At 42.0% G+C, this 21962-nt stretch carries 19 protein-coding genes; 9 read left to right on the forward strand and 10 right to left on the reverse strand.

What is annotated here, in order from left to right; genetic code table 11:
* Nucleotides 1-38 precede the first annotated feature (38 nt).
* The 4 genes from QZ918_RS09800 to QZ918_RS09815 all read left to right on the forward strand — a co-directional run bounded on the left by QZ918_RS09800 (nt 39) and on the right by QZ918_RS09815 (nt 6279).
* Nucleotides 39-1121: a hypothetical protein gene (locus tag QZ918_RS09800; RefSeq protein ID WP_293334044.1), complete on the forward strand. Its 1083-nt coding sequence runs from the start codon at nt 39-41 to the stop codon at nt 1119-1121.
* Complete coding sequence (locus QZ918_RS09805) at nt 1118-2881, forward strand: ATP-binding protein (RefSeq protein WP_293334046.1); 1764 nt, start codon at nt 1118-1120, stop codon at nt 2879-2881. Before QZ918_RS09800 ends, QZ918_RS09805 begins: the two co-directional genes overlap by 4 nt.
* 138 nt (nt 2882-3019) lie before the next feature.
* On the forward strand, nt 3020-4288 hold the full coding sequence (locus QZ918_RS09810) for a TRM11 family methyltransferase (protein ID WP_293334048.1): 1269 nt from the start codon (nt 3020-3022) through the stop codon (nt 4286-4288).
* Nucleotides 4289-4293: 5 nt separating this feature from the next.
* Nucleotides 4294-6279 (forward strand): RNA/DNA-binding domain-containing protein, encoded by a 1986-nt coding sequence (locus QZ918_RS09815; protein ID WP_293334050.1) that lies wholly within the window; start codon nt 4294-4296, stop codon nt 6277-6279.
* Here the strand turns inward: QZ918_RS09815 and QZ918_RS09820 are convergent.
* The 3 genes from QZ918_RS09820 to QZ918_RS09830 are packed head-to-tail and all read right to left on the reverse strand — an operon-like array spanning nt 6248 to nt 7576.
* Nucleotides 6248-6385 carry a hypothetical protein gene (locus QZ918_RS09820; RefSeq protein ID WP_293334052.1) on the reverse strand — a complete coding sequence of 46 codons (138 nt, stop codon included), beginning with the start codon at nt 6383-6385 and terminating at the stop codon, nt 6248-6250. The two genes, QZ918_RS09815 and QZ918_RS09820, sit on opposite strands and share 32 nt — an antisense overlap.
* 23 nt (nt 6386-6408) lie before the next feature.
* Nucleotides 6409-6636 carry a hypothetical protein gene (locus QZ918_RS09825; protein ID WP_293132913.1) on the reverse strand — a complete coding sequence of 76 codons (228 nt, stop codon included), beginning with the start codon at nt 6634-6636 and terminating at the stop codon, nt 6409-6411.
* A complete protein-coding gene (locus QZ918_RS09830) occupies nt 6578-7576 on the reverse strand; it encodes a hypothetical protein (protein ID WP_293334054.1) in 999 nt (332 codons plus the stop codon). Before QZ918_RS09830 ends, QZ918_RS09825 begins: the two co-directional genes overlap by 59 nt.
* 348 nt (nt 7577-7924) lie before the next feature.
* Here QZ918_RS09830 and QZ918_RS09835 point away from each other — a divergent pair, with 348 nt between their 5' ends.
* The 3 genes from QZ918_RS09835 to QZ918_RS09845 all read left to right on the forward strand — a co-directional run bounded on the left by QZ918_RS09835 (nt 7925) and on the right by QZ918_RS09845 (nt 10074).
* A complete protein-coding gene (locus QZ918_RS09835; protein ID WP_293146293.1) occupies nt 7925-8224 on the forward strand; it encodes a helix-turn-helix domain-containing protein in 300 nt (99 codons plus the stop codon).
* Between the two features lie 190 nt (nt 8225-8414).
* On the forward strand, nt 8415-9605 hold the full coding sequence (locus QZ918_RS09840; RefSeq protein ID WP_293146295.1) for an RNA-guided endonuclease InsQ/TnpB family protein: 1191 nt from the start codon (nt 8415-8417) through the stop codon (nt 9603-9605).
* 199 nt (nt 9606-9804) lie between these two features.
* Nucleotides 9805-10074, forward strand: coding sequence for a helix-turn-helix transcriptional regulator (locus tag QZ918_RS09845; RefSeq protein ID WP_293146297.1), 270 nt, complete (start codon nt 9805-9807; stop codon nt 10072-10074).
* A 149-nt stretch (nt 10075-10223) separates the two neighbouring features.
* Here QZ918_RS09845 and arfB read toward each other — a convergent pair whose 3' ends face one another.
* Both arfB and QZ918_RS09855 read right to left on the reverse strand, forming a co-directional pair.
* Complete coding sequence (arfB, locus tag QZ918_RS09850; protein WP_293334057.1) at nt 10224-10637, reverse strand: alternative ribosome rescue aminoacyl-tRNA hydrolase ArfB; 414 nt, start codon at nt 10635-10637, stop codon at nt 10224-10226.
* Nucleotides 10638-10640: 3 nt separating this feature from the next.
* Nucleotides 10641-11111, reverse strand: coding sequence for a restriction endonuclease (locus QZ918_RS09855; RefSeq protein WP_293334060.1), 471 nt, complete (start codon nt 11109-11111; stop codon nt 10641-10643).
* A gap of 260 nt (nt 11112-11371) precedes the next feature.
* On the opposite strand from QZ918_RS09855, the gene QZ918_RS09860 reads away from it, so the two are divergent.
* Nucleotides 11372-11650, forward strand: a complete 279-nt coding sequence (locus QZ918_RS09860; protein WP_293334063.1) for a hypothetical protein — start codon at nt 11372-11374, stop codon at nt 11648-11650.
* 49 nt (nt 11651-11699) lie between these two features.
* Here QZ918_RS09860 and gnd read toward each other — a convergent pair whose 3' ends face one another.
* Entirely contained in the window at nt 11700-13127 is a 1428-nt protein-coding gene (gene gnd, locus QZ918_RS09865) for a decarboxylating NADP(+)-dependent phosphogluconate dehydrogenase (protein WP_293334066.1), read from the reverse strand.
* 292 nt (nt 13128-13419) lie between these two features.
* Here gnd and QZ918_RS09870 point away from each other — a divergent pair, with 292 nt between their 5' ends.
* Nucleotides 13420-13839, forward strand: a complete 420-nt coding sequence (locus tag QZ918_RS09870; RefSeq protein WP_293334069.1) for a hypothetical protein — start codon at nt 13420-13422, stop codon at nt 13837-13839.
* Nucleotides 13840-14122: 283 nt separating this feature from the next.
* Here the strand turns inward: QZ918_RS09870 and QZ918_RS09875 are convergent, their stop codons facing one another.
* From QZ918_RS09875 to QZ918_RS09890, 4 genes are all read right to left on the reverse strand, one after another.
* Nucleotides 14123-15988 carry an ABC transporter ATP-binding protein gene (locus tag QZ918_RS09875; RefSeq protein WP_293334073.1) on the reverse strand — a complete coding sequence of 622 codons (1866 nt, stop codon included), beginning with the start codon at nt 15986-15988 and terminating at the stop codon, nt 14123-14125.
* Nucleotides 15989-16180: 192 nt separating this feature from the next.
* Nucleotides 16181-20242: a beta-propeller domain-containing protein gene (locus QZ918_RS09880; protein WP_293334075.1), complete on the reverse strand. Its 4062-nt coding sequence runs from the start codon at nt 20240-20242 to the stop codon at nt 16181-16183.
* Nucleotides 20243-20371: 129 nt separating this feature from the next.
* Nucleotides 20372-20515: an AAA family ATPase gene (locus QZ918_RS09885; protein ID WP_293146313.1), complete on the reverse strand. Its 144-nt coding sequence runs from the start codon at nt 20513-20515 to the stop codon at nt 20372-20374.
* 54 nt (nt 20516-20569) lie between these two features.
* Complete coding sequence (locus QZ918_RS09890) at nt 20570-21742, reverse strand: Fic family protein (RefSeq protein ID WP_293334077.1); 1173 nt, start codon at nt 21740-21742, stop codon at nt 20570-20572.
* Nucleotides 21743-21962 lie beyond the last annotated feature (220 nt).

Genomic DNA, 21962 nt, shown 5'->3' on the forward strand with positions numbered 1-21962 from the left:
GAACGAATATGCTTAATCTGTATGGGAGATAATGCTTGATGGCCAAGAGAAATACAAAGCCTGATGAGGGGATATTCGATTCTGCGCTCACCAATCAACGCCCAGTCTCAGAAACCTTCTTCCTTGATTTTTCGGCCGACCAAACAATTGCCCAGAATCTTCACCAATCTGATGAGGCAGTGCAGCGTCGGATACGCCAATTTATGGAAAAAGCGAAGAGTCCAACTCAATTTTTATTTGACTTCCAGACATACGGTAATGATTCCGATCAAGAAGTAGCAGCAGATTTAGGTAGTGGAGCAATTGCAGCAATTGACTCTACAGATGTTTTACCTGTTACTGACTTAATGAATACTTCCTTTTATGCCGTTGGAGTTGGATGTATTACAAGTCGGAACCGCCATGCCCCAGAAGTTGTTTTAACTACTACAAACACTCGTTATACAACACCTGATGAAATTGCAGCGAATGATACAGATTTGTTTGGTTTATGCGATGAGTTAGATGAGGTTCGCGATACTAAAGGATCTTGGTCTACCACATTTCGGGAATACCAAGAACGAGAGGTGGCAATTTCCTGCGAGCAAGAAACTGTATTGCTAGATGGGCCTGTTTTTACTCAAAACTTAATTACTCAGCATTCGGGAAGAGAACTTTATTCTAGGATGATGCAAACAGGGAAAAGATTTATTGGTGTGATCAAAGATTTGGGAAGTTCATGGGCAATTAGTAAGTGGACAGCAATGAGTTTAGAGCGAGGGGAAGGATTTGTGCTGTGTCCTATCCAAGAGCAATATCAACGACGGTTTGGAGATAACAGAAGCATTAACCAATGGATTGGTGCATTACCAGGGCAGTATGTCCGGGTTGTTTATCGTCCTGCTGAGAAAGCGTTTGCCTTTGAATGCGCTCTAGCTGATTTATCATACGCAGTTAGCCTATTGCGACAAGATGCTAGTCCAACAATTAACCACGAAATCCCACTTTTGCTGGAAACAGTTGATTGGCATCTCAGAGGAAGCAACAACTCCCAGGCAATTAAACACTCCTTTATCGGCGAAATCCAGCGCAATAACTACCGTATGGGAGTAGATATTACAAATGAAGGTAACTACCGATGACACTAATTCAAATTCCTGACACAATCAATTCCGACTTAAGTTTAATCTGTGGCTACACTTTTAATCAGCCAGAATTATCAGCCAACGATTTTGTGATCGTTGAAGATCGCGCCAGCCAAAGGAACTATTTTGGACAAGTTGTTGGGCCACAAGCCAACTTAAATCGCTCGGCACTTGGCCCACAAGACAATGCGACAATCAATGCTTTTGAGCAGCTAGAGCAGAATAACTACACCCGTGAAGTTGTAGTTCGAGAGGTTTATTTTTATCAGATAAATCTGATTAAAGACATTACACAAGATCCACCAAATAGCGTTCGTAGGCGACCTCAAATTGGATCTATTGCCAGACAAGCAACAGAAAATGAAATCATCAGATACCTAAGCTTGCCTCCTGCGGATGAACGCTATCGAATTGGACAAATTATCGATACAAATATTGGCGTTTATGTCAATCCCAGAACTCTTTTTTATCAAAGCTTGATTGCTGGTTCAACTGGGAGCGGAAAAACTAATTCTTGCGCCAATTACATCCGCGCAGCATTACAAATGGACTTTGGGGTTATCATTTACGATCACAAACCTGATTATCAGCATATTAATAGACTCAATCAAGATGCCATAGACATTTTAAATCGAAATGGTCAAACAGACCAAGACACAACCTGGATTGAAGGAGTTAATGCTGATTTTTACTACTTGGGAGAGGAATCAACTGCCTTTCAAGGTACTCCAATTGCTATTCCAGCCTCAGAGTTCGATCCAGCAGTTCTGGCAGCAGTAATGTACTATCCTCCTAATGAAACTAACTCTCGTGAAGAATTCGAGACTTTATTAGAAGAATTTGACGACGAGCGACACGCCGATCAGAATGGTAACGAGCCAGTAATTTGGACACTAGGGGACTTTTTCCAATGGGTAACTAGCTATAATCCTCAAAGCCCAAATGCTCCCTGGCAGCCACCTGAACACGCTAGAGAGCGACTGGGAGGAAGACAAGCACAAACTTATAGAGCGATGGTGGCGAAAATGCTTCGCCGGAATCGTCGTCCTGCTTGGGTTGACGGTGGACTACCAATCCGTCCCACGGCCAATGCTAACGCTACTAGAGCTAGAAGACCCAGTGCGAGTGCGGCTGTATTTGGTCAAGATCAAACCCCTCAGCAACCACAATGGTTTGATCCTACTAATCTATTACAACCTGGAAGAGCATTAGTTATCCGTGTAGGACAGGCAGGTGGAGGACGTGACTATGGGTTATTTCTAAACTATATGCTTAAACGAGTTTACGATCTCAAAGAGCAACGCCAGATTGCTTTCCCAGTTCTGCATCATATTGATGAAGCTCAAGATCTCTTCAATGGTAGTAAACAGTTTGCCTCTGCAATAGGGAATGTTCTTAGTGAAGGAGTTCGTAAAGGCAGAAGCCGACAAATTGCTTTTACTATTGCTGTTCAGAGCGCGGCTCAGATACCTGATGATATCTTGAATAATTTAAACACTCGCATTATTCATCGGCATAACCGAGCCAGTGAAGCACAGAGAGCATTGGAGAAAGCCGCAGATGCCCAAATTTCGATGACCAAGAATTTTGGGCCTGGTGAAGCACTTGTCGATCTATTTGGTGCTTCAGCAGTAGTTAATGCCAGAATGCGTTTATCGCCTTTTCAGCTTACTACTGAGGAGTTATTGCAGCAGCAAGAACAACAGCAGCAGCCACACCAAGAACTATTGCCACAGGAAGAAGAAATGCCATTCTGATTGCAAGGACATCATCTAAAACTCTTTGAAGGATAAAATTTAGCCCATGCAATAGATACCAAATCAACAGCCAGCAGTTCTGGCTTCATCTTCTATCGTCCTAACTATGCTAGTTGGTAGTCAGCAGGAAATCAATCAATGAAAGAGCCTTCATTTGAACACGAATTCGCTATCATCCCCACTTTTGTTAGTGGCAATCAAGAAACTGTTGTTGTCCAATTTTTGAAAACGGCGACCAACTTATTAAGGAAAGCTAAAACTCTAGAAGAAATTCAGGAGGTTTGGCAAAAAGTCAATGCCCTGGAAGCTCTTTCTAAAAAATTCAGATTAAGTAAGGATGTGCAGCTTGACGCTACTGAATTACGGATTCGGATTGAACGCCGATTAGGAGAAATACTAAGGCAAAAAACTGAAAGCAGAGAAGGACATATAAAAAAGCAGAATCAAAACTTAGTTAAGGTTGATTTAGATTCCGAAGATTCTAAAAGTATCCGATCAAATCTTAATTTTACCAAAAATGATTTGTCAAAATTCCAGGAACTTGCAAGGACTCCACAAAAACTATTTGAGGCTGTTGTAACTGATTTGAGGACTGAAGCAGTCATTAAAAGGCAGGCAGCTTTATCCACAACTGGAATACTACGGGCTATTCGGAATGAACATAAAAAAGATAGCGAACCACTATTTAGCCCTATTATCAAGCCTTCTGACAACTGGAACTTTAGCACGGTTCAATATGGTCGGATCGATGAAGCATGGGGCGAATACAGAGGTTACATTCCTGGAGAAATTTATGCTAACTGCTTCTGGTACTACGTCAAGCCAGGGGATTTAGTAATTTCACCGATGGCTGGCTCTGGTCAGATTTTGCGAGTGTATGAAGCTCGTCAAGAATGGATGGGTCAGCACGTTTATGATTTTAAATTAAAAATGTTTGATCTGACTCCACGCGGGAAGTACAAAGATTTAATTATTCAACATGATTTAACAAAAAGCTTCCCGGTTGAGAATCCCGATTACATTGTTATGGACATTCCTTATTATGGGATGGTTGCCCAACAGTATTCTAACAAGGCTGAAGATTTAGCTAACATGGCTTTAGAAGATTGGCAGATAGCAATCGCTAGAATTGCTAAAAATTGTGCCGTCGCACAAAAAACCGGAACTCTTTGCACTGTTATTTCTCCGAATTATCGGGATGTAACCAATGGTTTAATTGTAATGGTTACAGATATAATCCGCTCTTTGTGGGAGTCTGCTGGCTATACGCTTTACGATAAAGCTTATTCAAGTCGAAGAATTCAGCAAAATCAAACCCCACAGATGGCACGAATGAATAATCAAGCTAAAGCTAATCGAATTATGCTGACTGACATCACAGAGATTTTGACATTTCGGAGGGGATAAAGGAAATGGATTTAGAAACATTACTCGATCGCATAAACCTTGGAGAAGACCAAGATATTGAATTTAAGTCTGCTGACGGTGGTTTCCCCAAGGAAGTTTGGAAAACTGTATCAGCATTTGCAAATACAGATGGTGGCTATATTGTTCTAGGTGTCACGGAAAATCGAAATCGGTTCGAGATTTCAGGTGTCCGTAATCCTAACGTTTTACTTAAAGAGTTTTGGAATAATCATAATAATCTGCAAAAACTGAGCTTCTCAATTTGCGGCAATTCTGACTTACAAACTTTGAAGATAGAAGATCGTAATTTAGTTATTATTAAAGTTCCCAGAGCAACAAGAACGCAACGCCCAGTTTATATTAATAAAAATCCCATGATGGGAACCTATAAACGTAACCATGACGGGGATTATCCTTGCACTGATGATGAAGTTCGTCAAATGTTGCGCGATGCCAGCAACGATCCTCAAGATATCCAAATTTTAGATAAATTTGACCTGGGCGACCTCGATCCAGAAACTTTAAAATCTTTTCGCCAACGGTTTAGTTCCAGAGAACCAGATCATCCTTGGCTTGGATTCGACGATCGCAATTTATTGATTCAGTTAGGCGGATGGAGGCGCGATAGAAATACTGATAAAGAAGGGTTAACTATAGCTGGTTTACTGATGTTTGGGAGAGGAAATAGTATTTTAGATGCACTTCCCCGCTATCAACTAGACTATCAAGAACGACTGTCTAAGGATCCAGAAGTTCGCTGGACATATCGGCTGACACTTGATGGCAAGTGGGAGCCTAATCTTTTCAATTTTTATTATCGCGTCTATAGTCGTTTAGTTAATGATTTAGATATTCCATTTAAACTAGATAAAGATGCCGTGAGACGAGGAGAAACCCATGTTCATGAAGCTGTTCGAGAGGCTCTGGTAAATGCTTTGATTCATGCCGATCATTTGTCTTCTCGTCCTGTTATAGTAACTAAGTTTCCTAATGGTTTTTTATTCACTAATCCAGGTCGATTAAGGATTTCTCTTTTGCAACTTTATGATGGGGGTATCAGCGATCCGCGCAATCCTAAACTGCAAACGATGTTTCAAATGCTTGGTTTAGGTGAAAAAGCTGGCTCTGGTTTTAGAAAGATTCTACGAGCCTGGAAAGAACAACAATGGTTTAGGCCACTCGTCTCAGAAAAATTCGATTTAGAAATGACATCAGTTGCCCTACCAATGCTTAGTTTAATTCCCGAAGACGTTGAGCAAGAACTAAAAGAAATAGTGGGAGATAACTACTGTCAACTAACAGAATTAGATCGGATTATTTTGGTACTAGCGCATCAGTTTGGAGAAATTAGTAATAGTGACATTCAGTGTTACAGACAGGAACATCCTAGAGACATAGGAGAGTGCCTAAAGCACTTGGTCAATAACGGCTGGTTGGCGCAATCAGGACGTGGGCGTGGAACGCAGTACGCTCTACCAAATAAAGGTCAATCGGATTTGCTTTCACTGCTTCCAAGCTCCGAACATAACGAGCCTAGCTCCGTGCATAATGAGCCTAGCTCCGTGCATAATGAATCAAGCTCCGTGCATAATGAATCAAGCTCCGTGCATAACGAGCCTAACTCTGTGCATAATGATGAAAACTTATTTTTACTAGAAATAGCTGCTCCTATTCGAGAAAAGCAACGGGTAAGTCCTGAGTTGATGAGAAATACTATTCTGAAACTTTGCTCGGAAAGATATTTAACTGTCAAAAGATTAGCTGAACTATTGAATCGCAGTTCTGAAACAATTAGGACTCATTTTATTAATCCAATGTTGTCAGAAAAATTACTAGAACTCAAATATCCTGACGAACCAACTCATCCTCAGCAAGCATACACAACCTTATTGTCTCCAGGAATCAGCAAGATTTCTGATACTCCGCCATCTTCCCAAACCCCAGAAAACATCGTTGACACTAGCTATCCGCCCACAACGCCGGAACTTTAAACTTTGCCCCACAGTTGGGACACTTCGATCGCGATCGCAACTTATGTCGATCGCCCCAACATCCCCAAATCATGACAACTCCCATCACCCAGTAGGGACACGACACAGCGCCGTGTCCTCGATCGTAGCTTATCGGCGACAGCCTTCGGCGATCGCCCTCAACACAGCTAGCCGCACTTCAGGATGCGATTTTTCAAGCCCGTTAGCCCGAAAAATCCAGTGCCCGCCGCCCGCGTGTTCGATCGCAATTTTCTGTCCGTCTGGCAAAACGATTTGCCACCAATTCAACACAGTGGCTTTAATCAGTTGGCACTGAATCTCGGTCAATTGAGCCTCCATCAGCTTCAGTTGACGCATGATTGGGTTTTGGGCAGATGACTTCATTATTTTTTTCCTGAAATAAATTGGAGAGTTTCTCGACTGGAATTTCTGTTTGCTTACTTTTCAGCTTAATTTCACTTGCAGAGCTTTTCGCTTTTACTTTACCTTCCGAACTTTTCGCCTTCACCTCCCTTGTACCACCTTTCGGCTCATTTTTTACTCCAAAACCTTTAGATTTAACTTTGGCTGGAGCAGACTTTGAACTCTGTTCCGCTGCGGGCTTCTTAAACTCCGCGTCCAATTGGTCTAAAATCTCCTCTTGTTCGGGAGTGTGTTCCGCCGGCTGCTCTACATTTCTGGGGTTGTATTCGTCAACCAGTCGCCCCAAAAATTCCGAAATTGACATTCCCGCAGCGGCTGCTTTTTTGGTCAACAGGGCGTAGGTGTCGGTTTTGATCCGAATTTGTTTTAACCTGAGGTTAGGATTGTTGTCAACTGTTTCGGCTATCGTTATTGCTGTAATCCTTTCTTTGGGAATGACATCCACAACTTCTTGCCACTTTTCCTGTAGAGCGCAGTCGCCGTATTGATCTGTGACTGCGTGTTTGAACAAGGGGACAACTTGAGCGACGCAGCTAGGCAAAATCTCAAATCCGGCTTTTATTAAGCGCAGGCAAATTGCCGCAGATTTGATAATTTGCGTGCAATAAAAATACTGTCTGCCTAAGGCTTGTTCGCAGTAAATTTTGAAAGTTTTGAACTTGTCTTTGTACAAGCGCAGTTTTCGGATCGAGTCCAGCATGATCCCTTGCCGCACGTAGTCGAGGAATCCCCTTTTTATTTCGCCTGTCAGGTAGTCTAAATCGTGAAAGGGCGATTGATTCTGGATTTCTTCTTCAAAGTCTAGCAGCGGGCCTGCAAAGTGAAAGTTGGAGGCGATATCGCCTAGGTAGAAGTTGTCGGTAGATGTAGTCATGATCGGGAAGGGGTCGAGAAAGGGAACGATAGCACGGAAGCTGGGCGATCGCAAAGTAGATGTTTTGGTCTGAATCTTTGATACAATTTTGAGCTGGGCCCTGTTGTAAGGTCGATCGACCTTTTACATCTCATCACCTCCTGGAGAGGTTCAGGGAAAGGAGCTTGAGGTATGCACTCAAGCCCCAAAAATACTAAGGGTATGCAGGTGCATAATTGATAGACACTACAAATAAGGCGGTTATTCAAACCTGCATTTTGATCAAAGGAGGCTTGCCCGGCCGCCTTTGTTTTGCCTATCTACATGAAGTGTACTTCATCTTTCGGCAGAAGTCAAGAGGTTCACTTCATGAAACAAGCTTCGTGTATTATGGAAGAAAATTCGCAAGAAAAGGAAAAGTCTCCATTAAGGCTTCTCAGAGAACAAGCTGGGCTAACCCGCCCTCAAGTCAAACAACATATCGGCGTTTCTGAGCGGATGCAAGCTGACTGGGAATCAGGAAAGTCTATGCCAACTGTGGAAAACGTGGCTGCACTGGCTAACCTATACCAAGTTTCTCTAAAAACTATGTTTGAGCTTTTAGGATTAGACGTAACTAAAATTCCCGATGACTTACCAAGTCGTGAGCCCTCACGCTCCGACAACTAACCCGCAGGGGTTAGCCAATCTCTAGGGAAAGGAGCTTGACTATGCGCCCAAGCCCCGAAAATACTAAGGGTTATCAGGACACCGGGGGTTTAAAACCCCGTCCTTTTAGGACGGCTTTAATTGTAAATCTTTGTTGCAACACAGTCAGTTTTGTGCTAGGAAGTCTAGCATAACGTAGGAGGTAAATGCCATGCTAGTTTTTGAGTTTAAAGCCTACGGAAATAAGAGTCAGTTTGCCGCAGTAGATGAAGCAATTCGTACAGCTCAATTTGTCCGTAATAGTTGTTTGCGCTATTGGATGGACAACCGGAAAATAGATAAGTACGATTTAAACAAATACTGTGCGGTACTGGCGCATGAATTTCCGTTTGCTTCGGAACTTAACTCTCAAGCAAGACAAGCCAGTGCAGAAAGAGCCTGGTCTGCTATCTCCCGATTTTATGATAACTGCAAGAAAGGAGTTCCTGGTCAAAAAGGATATCCAAAATTCCAGAAAGATTGTCGCTCAGTTGAGTATAAGTCAACTGGATGGAAACTAGCTCTCGATCGAAAGTCAATCAAATTCACCGACAAAAAAGGAATTGGCAAGCTTAAACTAAAAGGAACACGAGACTTACATTTCTACTCCTTCAACCAAATAAAACGGGTGAGATTGGTGAAACGGGCTTCGGGCGTATACGTTCAGTTTTGCGTTGATGTTGACCGAAAAGAAAACATAGAACCCTCGGGAAATACCATTGGGTTAGACGTAGGACTGAAGGAATATTATACCGATTCCAACGGAGTGATGGTTGAAAATCCGAGATTCCTCCGCAAAGGCGAAAAAATCCTCAAGCGTTGTCAACGTCGTATTTGTCGAAAAGTTAAAGGTTCAAAGAATCGAGGCAAAGCTAGACAGATTTTAGGAAAATGCCACCTCAAAATAAGTAGGCAGCGCAAAGACCATGCAATCAAATTAGCACGGTGCGTAGTTCAGTCAAACGACTTGATAGCCTACGAAGATTTGAGGATTAAAAATATGGTAAAAAATCACTGTCTGGCTAAGTCGATTAACGACGCTTCTTGGTATCAGTTCCGGATCTGGATTGAATACTTTGCCAAAGTATTTGGGAAAGTAACGGTTGCGGTAAATCCGCAATATACTAGCCAAGAATGCTCTAGTTGCGGTGCAATTGTGAAGAAAACGCTATCTACCAGAACACACGTTTGTAAATGTAGTTGTGTAATGGATAGAGATTTCAATGCAGCTAGAAATATCCTCAGTCGAGGATTGGGTACGGTAGGGCATACCGGAACCTTTGCATTAAATGCAAGCAACGCTTTGGGAGATGAGTCCTCTACTTTAACTGGAGAAATCCTGTTTAAGCAAGTCATGTCGTAGATCAAAGAATCCCCGTGCCTTTAGGCCCGGGAGTGTCAAGCAGGCATAATTGGTAGAAACTACAAATAAGGCAGCTCGCTATAAACCAAAGTGTTTTCACCGTCCGGCTAAATGAGCCGCCTTTCTGTTGTCTCTACTTAAACAACCATAGTTGTAAATATTTGATTTGTCAACAACTTTGGTTGTGAATTTTTATGATATGCCCAGAAATAAACAAACTCAAGAGTCGAAAAATATACCAGCACTGCAAATCTTGCGGGAGGCTGTTGGTTTGTCGCAATCGGCCTTAGCAAAACAAATTCCCGACAAAACCCGCACAAAAACCTTAAGTCAGCAAGCCATTAGCAAGTGGGAACGAGGATTAGACGAACCCGAATTGACTATTGCTCAAATGAAAGCCCTGTGCAAAGCTTTGGGAAAAACACTTAACGATTTACCTGACAACTTGGGCGCACCAAATCCCGACTGACAACTAAAAAGTCAAAAAGGTCGATCGCAACTGGCACAACATAGGAGTTAATTCTTAGGTACGTTGTTGCGCTTCAGCGCTCTTTTTGGGATATCGGAAAGAGCGCTGAAGCGCAACTACGTACCTGTACCTGGGAGCCCTTTGCTCCCTCAATCCGTAATTTTCCCTCTCAGAGCCTTAATCTGACCCCGCTTGGTTTTGCTGTCAAGACGCTTGCGCTGGGAACTGCGAGTCGCTTTGCTGGGTTTGCGCCTTTTGGGGATGACGATCGCACTTTTGATCAATTCTTGCAGCCGTCTCAACGCTTCCTCGCGGTTTTGTTCCTGACTGCGGTGTTCCTGTGCTTTAATGACAATCACACCTTCGGAGGTAATGCGGTTGTCATTGATTTGTAACAAGCGCTCTTTGTAGCGATCGGGTAATGAAGAAGCTGGGATATCAAAACGCAGGTGAATAGCGGTTGCTACCTTATTGACATTTTGCCCGCCCGCGCCTTGGGAGCGAATGGCGCTAATCTCGATTTCGCCATCTGGAATGAACACAGTATTAGAAATTTGTAGCATGATTCATTTACAATTCTTAGCTGTGAGTATAAACTCGATTAGTTTTTTCCTATCCCATAACTCTAGGTCGTTAGATTTAGCAAGTTTGTAAGCATTTTCTGTAAATCTGTTGTTGGTGATTACTCTGCCTTTATTTCCTTTGTAATGTCGGACGGCTCCGGCTACTTCTTGAACTGCTTTAATCCCAACTGGATTCTTGCTTCTTTTCGCTTGAACAACAGTTTTTAAGCCATCTTTGTACAAAATTAGATCGGCTCCATAATCTTGACTGTCTTGAGTTAAATTAACATTATAGCCACACTGTCTAAAATGGACATATAGAAAATTTTCAAACTCTTTGCCAGTCATTGTATCCACTTCCAGAATACCACTGTCTGATAAACGTTTTCTTTGCTCTTCTTCTTTCAATGTATCAAATGCCAATGCTGCAATATCACCGATAATGCCAGCGGCTCTTACTATAAAAGATTTCATGAAATTACATTTATTTTAAAGGAGGAGTTATAATTGTACCAGATTTGATCGGTACAGGCTCAACTAAACTCGATCGACCCATGCCATCATCAGGAGTTCAATACTTAATTATCAATGCCCTGGAAACTCTCGACTTGTTGAGATGGAGAATATATGATGAAGAAAAGGGATTTTGGTACATCGAAACCCCTAGTCGAGTTTTACCAAGGGCTGCTATACTACAAAGTCGCGAGTTGTTCGTATAGACGAGGTTGAAGACTATGACGAAACCGCATGATATCAGAATAGAACAAGACCGGAGATTGGGAGAATTAATGGCGATCCTCTTCGAGGGCTTCGCTAACGCCCGTCAGCGATTCCTGGATGCAGGCGGCGATCCCCGACACCCGCCATCAGGTTTAAAAGGCGATGATTACATGACCGATGCAGAAAGAGAAGAAGCACTCACGATCGCCCGATCGCTCTTTAACGACGAATATATTAAAAGCTATCTCAAAAACAAACGTCAAAACAATTTGCAACCCCAAATTAATGCGTAGGGTGAGTCGAAACGCACCCTACAAGCATTAATTAACCAGTTTACACAGACTATTCAGGAATCTGAGTCCACTCAGTATGGGAGAATTCACCGCGCGGTTTGTCGGTGCGCTCGTAGGTGTGAGCGCCGAAATAGTCGCGCTGAGCTTGTGTCAGGTTTTGCGGGAGTCGATCGCGCCGGTAGCTGTCGAAATAGTCCAGGGACGCGCTGAAGGCCGGTACAGCGATACCCAGCAGGCTAGCGGTAGACAACACTTCGCGCCAAGCTGATTGGCGATCGAGAATGCTCTGTTTAAACTCCGGTGCTAACAGCAAATTCGGCAGTGCGGGATCGTCCTTGAAAGCTTTTTTAATCTTGTCCAAAAAGCCAGCGCGAATGATACAGCCACCCTTCCAAATGCGGGAAATTTCGCTCAAACTCAAGTCATAACCGTAGGACTTCGAGGCTGCGCTCAACAGCGCCATACCTTGGGCATAGGAGCAAATCTTCGAGCAATAAAGCGCATCCCGAACTTTGTTCACAAACTCCTTAGGATCGCCTTCATACTTGGTGGTAGGGCCCGTCAGTTGTTCCGAAGCTTTGACCCGCTCTGCTTTGTAAGAAGAGATGATTCTCGCATTCACAGCAGCGATAATTGTGGGAATGCTCACGCCCAATTCCAAAGCACTCATGACAGTCCAGCGACCAGTACCTTTTTGACCGGCGGCATCCATAATTACCTCAACTAAGGGTTGCTTAGTTTCCGGGTCAATGTATTTGAAAATATTAGCCGTAATTTCAATCAAAAACGAGTTGAGTTCGTCCGTGGTATTCCATTCGGCAAACACTTCCTGCAACTCTTGACCGCTGAGTCCACCGACGTTTTTTAGCAAATCGTAGGCTTCAGCAATGAGCTGCATATCGCCATATTCAATGCCGTTGTGCACCATCTTCACGTAGTGACCGGCGCCACCTGGGCCGATGAATGTAACGCAGGGGCCGTCATCTACTTGAGCCGCTATTTTGGTGAGAATTGGCTCTAGGATGCCGTATGCAGCGTGGGTGCCACCGGGCATCAAGCTAGCACCGTTTAGGGCGCCTTCTTCGCCACCGCTGATGCCCATACCGACAAATCCCAGTCCGGCTGCTTCTAAATCTTTGGTGCGGCGTTCGGTGTCGTCGTAGAGAGAGTTGCCGCCGTCAATAATCATGTCACCCGCTGACAGCATTGGTTTGAGCTGCTCGATGACTGCATCGACTGGTTTGCCAGCTTGCACCATAACTAAGATGCGGCGCGGGGTTTCGAGGGCATCGACGAATTCTGTGAGAGTCTTCGCAGCTACTATGTTTTTACCGGGGGCGCGTTTTGCCATGAACTCGTCGGTTTTGGCTGCTGTGCGGTTGTACACAGCTACGGAGAAGCCTCTGCTTTCGACGTTCAGCGCTAGGTTTTCGCCCATCACTGCTAGACCGATTAAACCAAAATTTTGCTTTGTCATGCTAAATAATCCGCTGGTTCCGTTTGATGATAGGTTTGCGAGAGAGGAAAGCGAGGCGGGGTGTAGCGCTTTCCTGTGGACAGAAAGTATCGGACAATAGACTTTATGTCGGTTTAAGTGTATTTTTATATTCTAAAAATTGCTGTTTGCCGAATCAGTAGGGTTTTTTTAAGATTTAAGGGATATTAAAGAGATCGGTGCGCGATAATAAGGCAGATATTTAATCGATCGCAGTAACGATAGATACAAATTAGCCAAAATTTTGGGTAAAAATCAGGAGATTGTAATTACTATGGAAGATTTGCAGTATCTCGCGGCATGGGTGAAGGAGCAACACGCTCGCGAGTATATTTTGACTTGGCTGCTGAGCCAACAGGGGCTGTGGTGGTCGGATGGGGAGATTTATCAAGCGGTTTTGCAAAAGTCGGGAAAGCTGTTGAAGGCTTACGTGCAAAAGAGGCAAGCTGGAGAGTTATTTGAGGGAATTTCGGAGAAGTTGGGTTCGGATGATAATTGGGATGATTTGGCGGGAAGTTTGGCGCGGATTGTTGCTGTTTATCAGGAGGAATTATCTCATTTGCAAGAGCGCGATCGCAAGGGGGATGGGCTAAAAAAAAATTTGAATAGTAGCCCGATTGGAGCTCCTTTGCCAGTTTTGGAGGTGCAGCAAGCTTTGCCCGATCCTTATGCGGATACGTTGACTGGAAGATAGTCAGTTGTTATTTGTTATTTGTTATTTGTTATCAGTCATTAGTATGGTGCTGGCGGCGCACCTTACCAGTTTTCCGTGGGGGCGGGTTCGCCAACAATATTTGTCGGTAACAAACAATCTCGATCGACCCGCCCACACCCGATGTTTGGGGGTGATTGTGTATGGGGATTTCTCGTTGAGAGGGGGCGGGTTTGTGTAGATTTTCGGTGGGAATTGGAGATTTTTGGTGAACCCGCCCCTACAGGAATTATGTTTGTACCTAATAAAATTAATCTCACAATAACTAAATATAGCTGCTAGCTTGACGGGTGAACATGGAACAATAAATTCCATTTGATTCTATCAATTCGTCGTGAGTTCCGATTTCGACTATTTTACCGTTTTCCATCACGGCGATGCGATCGGCAATTTTGGCCAATCCCAACCTGTGGCTGATGACTACTGTGGTTTTCCCGGCGGCGATTTGCCGGAAGATGCTGTAAATTTCGTGTTCTGTCTTGGGGTCGAGGGCGGCGGTTGGTTCGTCAAAAATTAGGACTTCGGCTGTAGAAAGCCGCATTAAGGCGCGGGCGATCGCAATTCTTTGCCACTGTCCCCCCGATAAGTCGATGCCGTCTTCTAGTTGTTTGCCTAAAGGCGTTTCTAAACCTTGTTCTAAACTGTTGACTTTAGCTGCAATTCCTGCTTCGTTCAGGGCTTCGTTAATTGCGGTGTCATCTGACAGGGAAAGCAACTCGCCGAAACCGACGTTTTCACGGACTGTGGAGGGGAAACGGGCGTAATCTTGCATGACAACTGCGATGCGCGATCGCACGTATGCTAGAGAGTACGATCGCAAATCTTTGCCATTCCAGGCGATCGAACCACTTGTCGGATCGTACAGTCTGCCGAGGAGTTTGCCAAGGGTGGTTTTACCCGCGCCATTTTCACCAACAAGCACAAGCATCTCACCCGGATTAATTGTTAAGTCGATATTTGCGATCCTGCTTTTAGTGCTACCGGGATAGCAAAAAGATAAATCCTTAATCTCGATCGCAATTTTATCTTTTGTGGGGTCCGAATCTTGCCCGCCATCTGGTAAACTAGGCAAGCGAGAAGCCACATCTACAAGCGGAGACTGCAACTCTGGTTGGAGATCCAAAAGTTGAAAAATCGGACTGACGCCGAGGGAAATATCGTACAAATTAGTGTAATTCCCAATCAGCAATTGCAAACTCGTCTCTACTTGAACAATCAAACCCGAATAAAGTGCCAAATCGCCCAAAGTATAGCGCCCGCCCAAAACTCCCATCACCACATAAACAAAGGGCAAAGCTACACCTATTCTACTAAATATCGACCACAAAAGTACAGCAATCGCTCCTTTTTTTCGCACTTGCTGCATTTCGCTAAAAAACTGCACAAACTGACCTTGCCACCGTTTCAGCCAAAGTTCCTGCAAGCCAAACAAACGCAATTCTTTAGCATATTCTTCCCCTGTCAATACCGTAGCGGATAAGTTCATCTCGCGAGTTATTTTAGCTTGCTTTTTTTGAACTCTCCAAATAATTTTGAGATATTTTCTTTGAATGTGAATTGATGGCAGTGATGAAACCAACATCACCACCGGAACCCACCAAGCTATTGATGCAGCCAGGCCGATGGAGGGAATGAAGATACAAATTCCCGTGATTGTCATGCTGATGGTGAATGCTAGTTGCTGTACTTGTTTAACTCCGGTTTTGGCAAGTTCTAATATATTTAATAGTTCGGGGTTTTCAAACAGGGCGATATCGTCGAAATTGGCGACCTTTTCGAGAACTTTTCCTTCAACTCCGCCTTGCACGCGATCGCGCAAAGATGTTGCTGCAAATGAACTCATGGTTTCGATAGAATCGCTGACTAACTTGAGAGTTAAGACTCCGACAATACTCCACAGCAATATTGGGTGGGAAAGCATCAAAGTTAAGGGCTGTGCTGTTCGGGTTTGCGACAGCAGCTTAGATACTTCATCAATGATTAATTTATCTAAAAATAGCACGCCAGATGGGGCTGCACCACGAACGATGTTGAGTACGATCAAATTGCGAAGTTCGATCGGTGCGGCTTTGATGATGAGGCCGAGACTGCGCCGCAGAGCTTGGAATGTGGTAATTTGAATGGGCTGCATAGTTTGTGGGTAGGTGTCGGGTCTACTCATCCCCGGACGGTATATTGTAACAGTAGTCACTAACTGTTTGCCAAGCATTTAACAAAATTAAATGCCTTAGTTAGTTTACTATGTTGATTCAAGTATTTTATTGAGCGATTAAAAAATTATTCATCTCTCAATTATTAGGACATTTTTTAAATTTCATTTTTTTTATAAATTGGACATCTCACTTGGTAAAGCAGCAATATTTAGTTGTGATATTTCTTCTGACATTTCTTTAATTGCTTCTATTACAGCGTCCTTGTCTGTAATTTCACGACTTTGATGACGTTTTTTCCTGCCACAAATAGCAACTTTCACAGTAAGCTTATAGCGATTAGAACAATAATTTGTATCTTCATATTCATTGATTATGTCTTCATCCTCATTGATTATGTCTTCATCCTCATTGATACTATAACCATTGTAAAAAATCGAGTTCTTGTTAAACCCATGAACACTATTATCCTCAGAATTATCGTCATTCAAATTATCCTCTAAATCTATTGAATCCCAAGGATCATTAGTATTGTCAGCTAAATCATTGTCAGCTAAATAATCTTCTAAAGCTACACACTTCAAATGAATTTGATTGGTATAATCATCTAAATCATCGTTATCTAAATCATCATTATCTAAATCATCGTTATCTAAATCATCGTTATCTAAATCATCATTATCTAAATCATCATTATCTAAATCATTGTCATCTAAATCATTGTTATCTAAATCATTGTCATCTAAATCATTGTTATCATCATCTTGTTCATCATCCCTATCAACTGTCTCTGTAGGTGCAGGATTGGGTAGAAGTGTTAATCGTGGCAGTGTTAATTTCTGATGCTCAACTATATTTATAAATGCAGAACTACAAATCTCTCCAAAATTGCCAGTTATTGTAACTTGACCGATACTTTTTCCAGCGATAAATTTACCATCTGAATTTATCTTGCCACTTGTTGCACGCCAGATGATATTTCCAGGCATCATCAGATCCCCTTGCTGATCAAATCCTTTCGCACTAAAAGTTAAATTCTGATTAGGTTTAAGCTGTGCTTCTTTAGGATAAATTTCTAATCGTCTCAATACAGGAACTACAACAACTTCAACAGAAGCACTAATTTTAGCTGCATTAATAAATAGTTGACCCGCCAAGTCGAGAATCCGAGCGACAATCTTAAAGATGTTTTTCTGTAACCATGCTTCTATATCAAAACCAAGAATCTCGGTTGCTTCATTTGTCGAATCTGTTTCTATATTTTCGGCTTTTTCTGTTTGTTCACCAGTCGTAAAATTAGTTTTTACAAGCTCGACAGCCGATTTGAGGATAAAATTACTTTGGGTAAAATTAATAAATGAAAATACACGATATAAAAGCCTCATGTATATTCCCAAGATTAAGAGTTTAGCCCTTACCCCCGATTCAGATATTTCAGTAACAGTAGCTCTTACCTTAAATGTACCTTTCGCATTACGATCGGCAGTAAAATTACCAGTTTTGTCAATTTTTCCACCTGTTGCTTCCCAAGATATTTTTCCAGTATCTATTCGATTGCTATATTGGTCTAAGCCTACTGCTATAAATTTTTGGCATTCATCAGGCTTAAGTTTTACTACTTTTTGAGGAGAAATTTCTAATCGTCTTAAAACTGGGAGCAACGTAACTTTAACTGATTGACTAATTCCTTTAACTGTCGCAGTAACCGTAACTTCTCGCTTTTCATAACCTCCTATAAAAGTTCCATTGCCGTTAATTTTTCCCCCTTCGGTACATTTCCAATGTACTTGATTAATCTGTATTGGTTCATTTTCTGGATCGAATCCGATCGCGTCAAAAGTAAAATTTTCTTCTGGTTTAAGTGCTACTTCATTCGGAAAAACAGATAAATATCTCAAGATAGAAACTACTTTAATCTCAGCAAAAGCACTGATATTGTATTCAGTTGCAGTAGCAGTTACTCTAAACTTACCTTTAGCATTGTTTCCAGCTACAAAATTACCATTTTGGTCAATTTTTCCACCGCCACTACTTGCTGACCAAATAATTTCCCCTGTTTGTATGTTGTTACCATACTGATCTAAGCCCTTAACTTCAAACTGAAAGCTCTGACCAAACTCTAATTGAGGTATTGAAGATATAATAATTAGTTCTGTTAGCCTCGGAGGCGCAATAATCGTAATTGGGATAACTCGACGAATAGAACTAACTGAAGCGATAACTTCAAAATTTCCTTGCTTGTTAACAGCTAAAAAATAGCCATTTTGGTCAATTATTCCACAGCCGCTACTTGTTGACCAAGTAATTCTCCCAGTTTGTATGCTGTCACCATACTGATCTACTCCTTTAACTTGAAACCGAAAACTCTGCCCAAATTTTAATTGAGATGTTGAGGATATAAGAATTAGTTCTGTTAGCTTCGGAGGTGCAATAATCGTAATTGGGATAACTCGACGAATAGAATTAACCGAAGCTATAATTTCCAAGTTTCCTGGCTTGCTTTCAGCTACAAAATTGCCATTTTTGTCAATCGTTCCGCCTCCGCTTACTTCCCATAATACAGTTTCCTGCATGAGATTTTTGCGTTGATCTAAAACTTTTGCTGTAAATTTTTGAGTATTACCAAACTCTAAAGTAATGCTAGAAGGAGTAACAGAAATCTCAGTGATTCTAGGAGGCTGAATAATAGTAATTGTGACAGAAGCCTCAAAAATGCTTATCTTTGCTTTAACTTCAAATCTTCCTTCCCGTTGACCTGCTGTAAATAAACCCTGTTCGATTTTACCGCCGGTAGTTTCCCATTCAACATCTTTATCGTTAAGGTTCATTTCTCTATTATTCTGGTCTAAAGCTTTGACAGTAAAATATTGAACTTGACCACAAAGGAGTGCTTGGGAAATATCATGAATAACAATTTTGCTTAATTTTGGGTAAGAACATCCCTTAATAGCATGAAGTGGTTTTCCTGTTTCTGGCTTCAACAATGTTACCCAATCTTTCCCTGCAACAGCAAGAGTTTTTCCATTAGAACTAACTGCTACTGAGCTAATAAAATTAGGCTGCTCTGGTAAAGTGTAGATGATTTTATTATAATTATATCTTAAGTCAAAGATTTTAATTTCTCTGGAAATACCTACTATAAGTATATTTTGATTTACATTACAAGCTAGAGAATTAATTGATTGATTATTTGGGTAAGTCTTGGTGCATTCTAAATTTTGAAAAGGTAGTGCAGAAGAACCTTGATTAGCTGCTCCATTAACAATCAATCTACCTAATACCCAAGCCCCTACAGCTATAGGTCCTCCTAATGAAAACCCTGCGACAGTAGCTGCTACATCTACTAAACCTTTACCCAAAACTGAACCTGATTGATTTGAAGACTCTTCTCCAGATTTTGATTGCCAAAATTTGACAACACCATCACGACTTCCACTAATTAAGGTTGTGTTGTCTGAAGTAATAATTAAAGATTGAATCCAACCTGAATGTCCTTCAATACTGCGTATGAGTTTACCGCTATCTAAATTCCATAAGGTGATTTTATTATTAGTGCTTCCACAAGCGATAACTTTTCCATCATGGCTAATACATAAGCTCAAAACGGAAGATAGTTCCTTTGGATCTTGTAGAGTTTCCTTTAAATTCCCCGTATTTAAGTCCCATATTTTGATGGTTTTGGTGGTGCTACCGCTCACAATAGTTTTTCCATCAGGAGTGATAGTAACAGCAGTAACCCAACTAGAATGCCAACTTAGATCGATTAATGTATGAATAAGGTGCCCTGTTTTTAAATTCCATACCTTAATATTTTTGTCGGCACTTCCGGTAACTAATGTATTGCCATCAGGACTAATAGCAACAGACAAAACCCAGTGCGAATGTCCTTCAATACTACGAATCAGTGCCCCTGTTTGCAAATCCCATACCCAAATTTTTTTCCAACTCCCTCCTACTAAAATAGTATTGCCTGGACTTATTGCTAGACAAGTAATAACATCGGTTGGGCAAGTTGTTAAGTTTTCGGGTGTATTTCCCCTCAAATAAGAGTTATCACCCCGAAAAACTCTGTAGGCAAATTGTTTAAGTCTGTCTGATTGATCTTTGATTGACTGTTCAATCAATAGTTCTAAACCTTGTTGACCATAATTGAGAGTCTCTGATAAAGCAGCGAGTCTTTCTTGCTCACTTTGACTAGATAACTGCTTCTTAATTTCTTCAATTGTTGTAGACATTCTATTTCTCTCCCAATCATTAACTTTCTGATTTTTTGGCAGCGACAAGCAACAAATTAGCTAGGTGATAGGGTTCTCCCGTAAATGTGGTTGTAATAAAATTTCATAGAGATTATAACAGATTATCAGTTAATCATTGTAGATGCGGAATGAATCGAGAAAGTTTGACTTGCCACAGGCATTCGGGCCTACCAGAAAAACGCGATCGCGCAAATCAACATTCACTGACTGAAAATTGCGCCAATTTTTCAGAGCTATATGGGAGATAATCATTATTTTAACCTAATCAAGAAATACTTAATCATAGAGTTAATTTTTACTAGCGTTTTAGTGAGAATCTGAATTGTCAGGATTGATTAGTGAGTAGCTACTTTCAAAAAGATCCAGATAAGGTTTGTAACGATAAAGTCTGTTGCGTTGCCAACCTGTGACTTCATCAAGCAAAGCAATTTCTACAAATTTATCGACTATTTTCCTAGCTGTTGCGTAACTACATTGCAATTCGTTTTCTACTAAACGAATATTGACGATTGGGTGCTGAAAAAGTATATCTAGCAAGCGCAAACCATAACTGCTACTGGAAATTTGCTGACCGATTATTTCGCGGTGTTTTTCGCGCATTTCTAGAATAGAACGGGCTGTAGTTGTTGCTGACTGGCTGACTTCAAAAATACCTTGAAGAAAAAACTTTAACCATCCTTCCCAATCACCATGAGTGCGAATTGCCATCAGGCGATCGTAATATTCTATTCGGTGAAATTTTAGATAATGACTGAGGTATAGTAAAGGCTTTTGCAGGATTCCTTGCTGACAAAGCAGAAAAGTGATTAGCAATCGTCCAATCCGTCCATTTCCATCTAAAAATGGGTGTATTGTTTCAAATTGAGCGTGAGCTAATCCGCAATGAATCAGTACAGGTAAAGAATTGGTATCGTGCAAAAATCTCTCTAGGTTGTCGAGAGATTGGTGCATTTCTGCAACTGTTGGAGGTACATAGGCCGCAGTACCCAGGTTACAACCTTGAGGGCCAATCCAATTTTGACTTTTCCGAAATTCTCCCGGTGTGCGATCGCTTCCTCGCACGTCTTTGAGTAATTCTGTATGAATTTCTCGCAGCAAGCGCAGACAAAGTGGAAATTCTTGAAGCCGCTTTAAACCGTAGTTCATGGCGTTAACGTAGTTAACAACCTCTTGCACATCTTTAAAGCGTTCTTGACCCTTGACATCAATTTCATATTGAAGTACGTCCTCTAGGGTGCTTTGCGTTCCTTCAATTTGCGAACTAAGAACGGCTTCCTGACGGACGTACATCGCTACGAACAGGTCAGGGTTGGGCAAAATAGAGGTAGCACCGTCTAGTCTTCCCAAAGCGCGATCGGCATTGGAGAGCAAGCGATGAAGCTCTGCGTCCATTTTAATGGGCGGTTCGGGAGGGAGGGGCGCTGGAATGAAGGCGCTGTATCCTTCAATTTGTTGGACGTATCGACCAGATCGCATCATTGGGTGACGGAGGGACAAAGGTTGAGGTCTTGTTATCTTATGTTATTCCAGTGAAATAAGACGGCGGTCGCGGAATCTTATTATAGCAAAAGTCTTTTTAGTATAATAAGATTGCCAGGACAGGCCAACTCGATCGCAATACGAGGACACAGCAGTGCTGTGTCCCTACGGATATGGTTGAGACAGGAGGACACAGCAGTGCTGTGTCCCTACGGATATA

The organism is Microcoleus sp. CAWBG58 (genome assembly GCF_020883045.1).
In the GTDB taxonomy this organism is placed as follows: Bacteria; Cyanobacteriota; Cyanobacteriia; order Cyanobacteriales; family Microcoleaceae; genus Microcoleus.

Coding starts and splice junctions, on each gene's coding strand:
- QZ918_RS09800 (WP_293334044.1), top strand. CDS start 39: ATGGCCAAGAGAAATACAAAGCCTGATGAGGGGATATTCGATTCTGCG.
- QZ918_RS09805 (WP_293334046.1), top strand. CDS start 1,118: ATGACACTAATTCAAATTCCTGACACAATCAATTCCGACTTAAGTTTA.
- QZ918_RS09810 (WP_293334048.1), top strand. CDS start 3,020: ATGAAAGAGCCTTCATTTGAACACGAATTCGCTATCATCCCCACTTTT.
- QZ918_RS09815 (WP_293334050.1), top strand. CDS start 4,294: ATGGATTTAGAAACATTACTCGATCGCATAAACCTTGGAGAAGACCAA.
- QZ918_RS09825 (WP_293132913.1), bottom strand. CDS start 6,636: ATGCGTCAACTGAAGCTGATGGAGGCTCAATTGACCGAGATTCAGTGC.
- QZ918_RS09830 (WP_293334054.1), bottom strand. CDS start 7,576: ATGACTACATCTACCGACAACTTCTACCTAGGCGATATCGCCTCCAAC.
- QZ918_RS09835 (WP_293146293.1), top strand. CDS start 7,925: ATGAAACAAGCTTCGTGTATTATGGAAGAAAATTCGCAAGAAAAGGAA.
- QZ918_RS09840 (WP_293146295.1), top strand. CDS start 8,415: ATGCTAGTTTTTGAGTTTAAAGCCTACGGAAATAAGAGTCAGTTTGCC.
- QZ918_RS09845 (WP_293146297.1), top strand. CDS start 9,805: ATGCCCAGAAATAAACAAACTCAAGAGTCGAAAAATATACCAGCACTG.
- arfB (WP_293334057.1), bottom strand. CDS start 10,637: ATGCTACAAATTTCTAATACTGTGTTCATTCCAGATGGCGAAATCGAG.
- QZ918_RS09855 (WP_293334060.1), bottom strand. CDS start 11,111: ATGAAATCTTTTATAGTAAGAGCCGCTGGCATTATCGGTGATATTGCA.
- QZ918_RS09860 (WP_293334063.1), top strand. CDS start 11,372: ATGACGAAACCGCATGATATCAGAATAGAACAAGACCGGAGATTGGGA.
- gnd (WP_293334066.1), bottom strand. CDS start 13,127: ATGACAAAGCAAAATTTTGGTTTAATCGGTCTAGCAGTGATGGGCGAA.
- QZ918_RS09870 (WP_293334069.1), top strand. CDS start 13,420: ATGGAAGATTTGCAGTATCTCGCGGCATGGGTGAAGGAGCAACACGCT.
- QZ918_RS09875 (WP_293334073.1), bottom strand. CDS start 15,988: ATGCAGCCCATTCAAATTACCACATTCCAAGCTCTGCGGCGCAGTCTC.
- QZ918_RS09880 (WP_293334075.1), bottom strand. CDS start 20,242: ATGTCTACAACAATTGAAGAAATTAAGAAGCAGTTATCTAGTCAAAGT.
- QZ918_RS09885 (WP_293146313.1), bottom strand. CDS start 20,515: ATGATTATCTCCCATATAGCTCTGAAAAATTGGCGCAATTTTCAGTCA.
- QZ918_RS09890 (WP_293334077.1), bottom strand. CDS start 21,742: ATGATGCGATCTGGTCGATACGTCCAACAAATTGAAGGATACAGCGCC.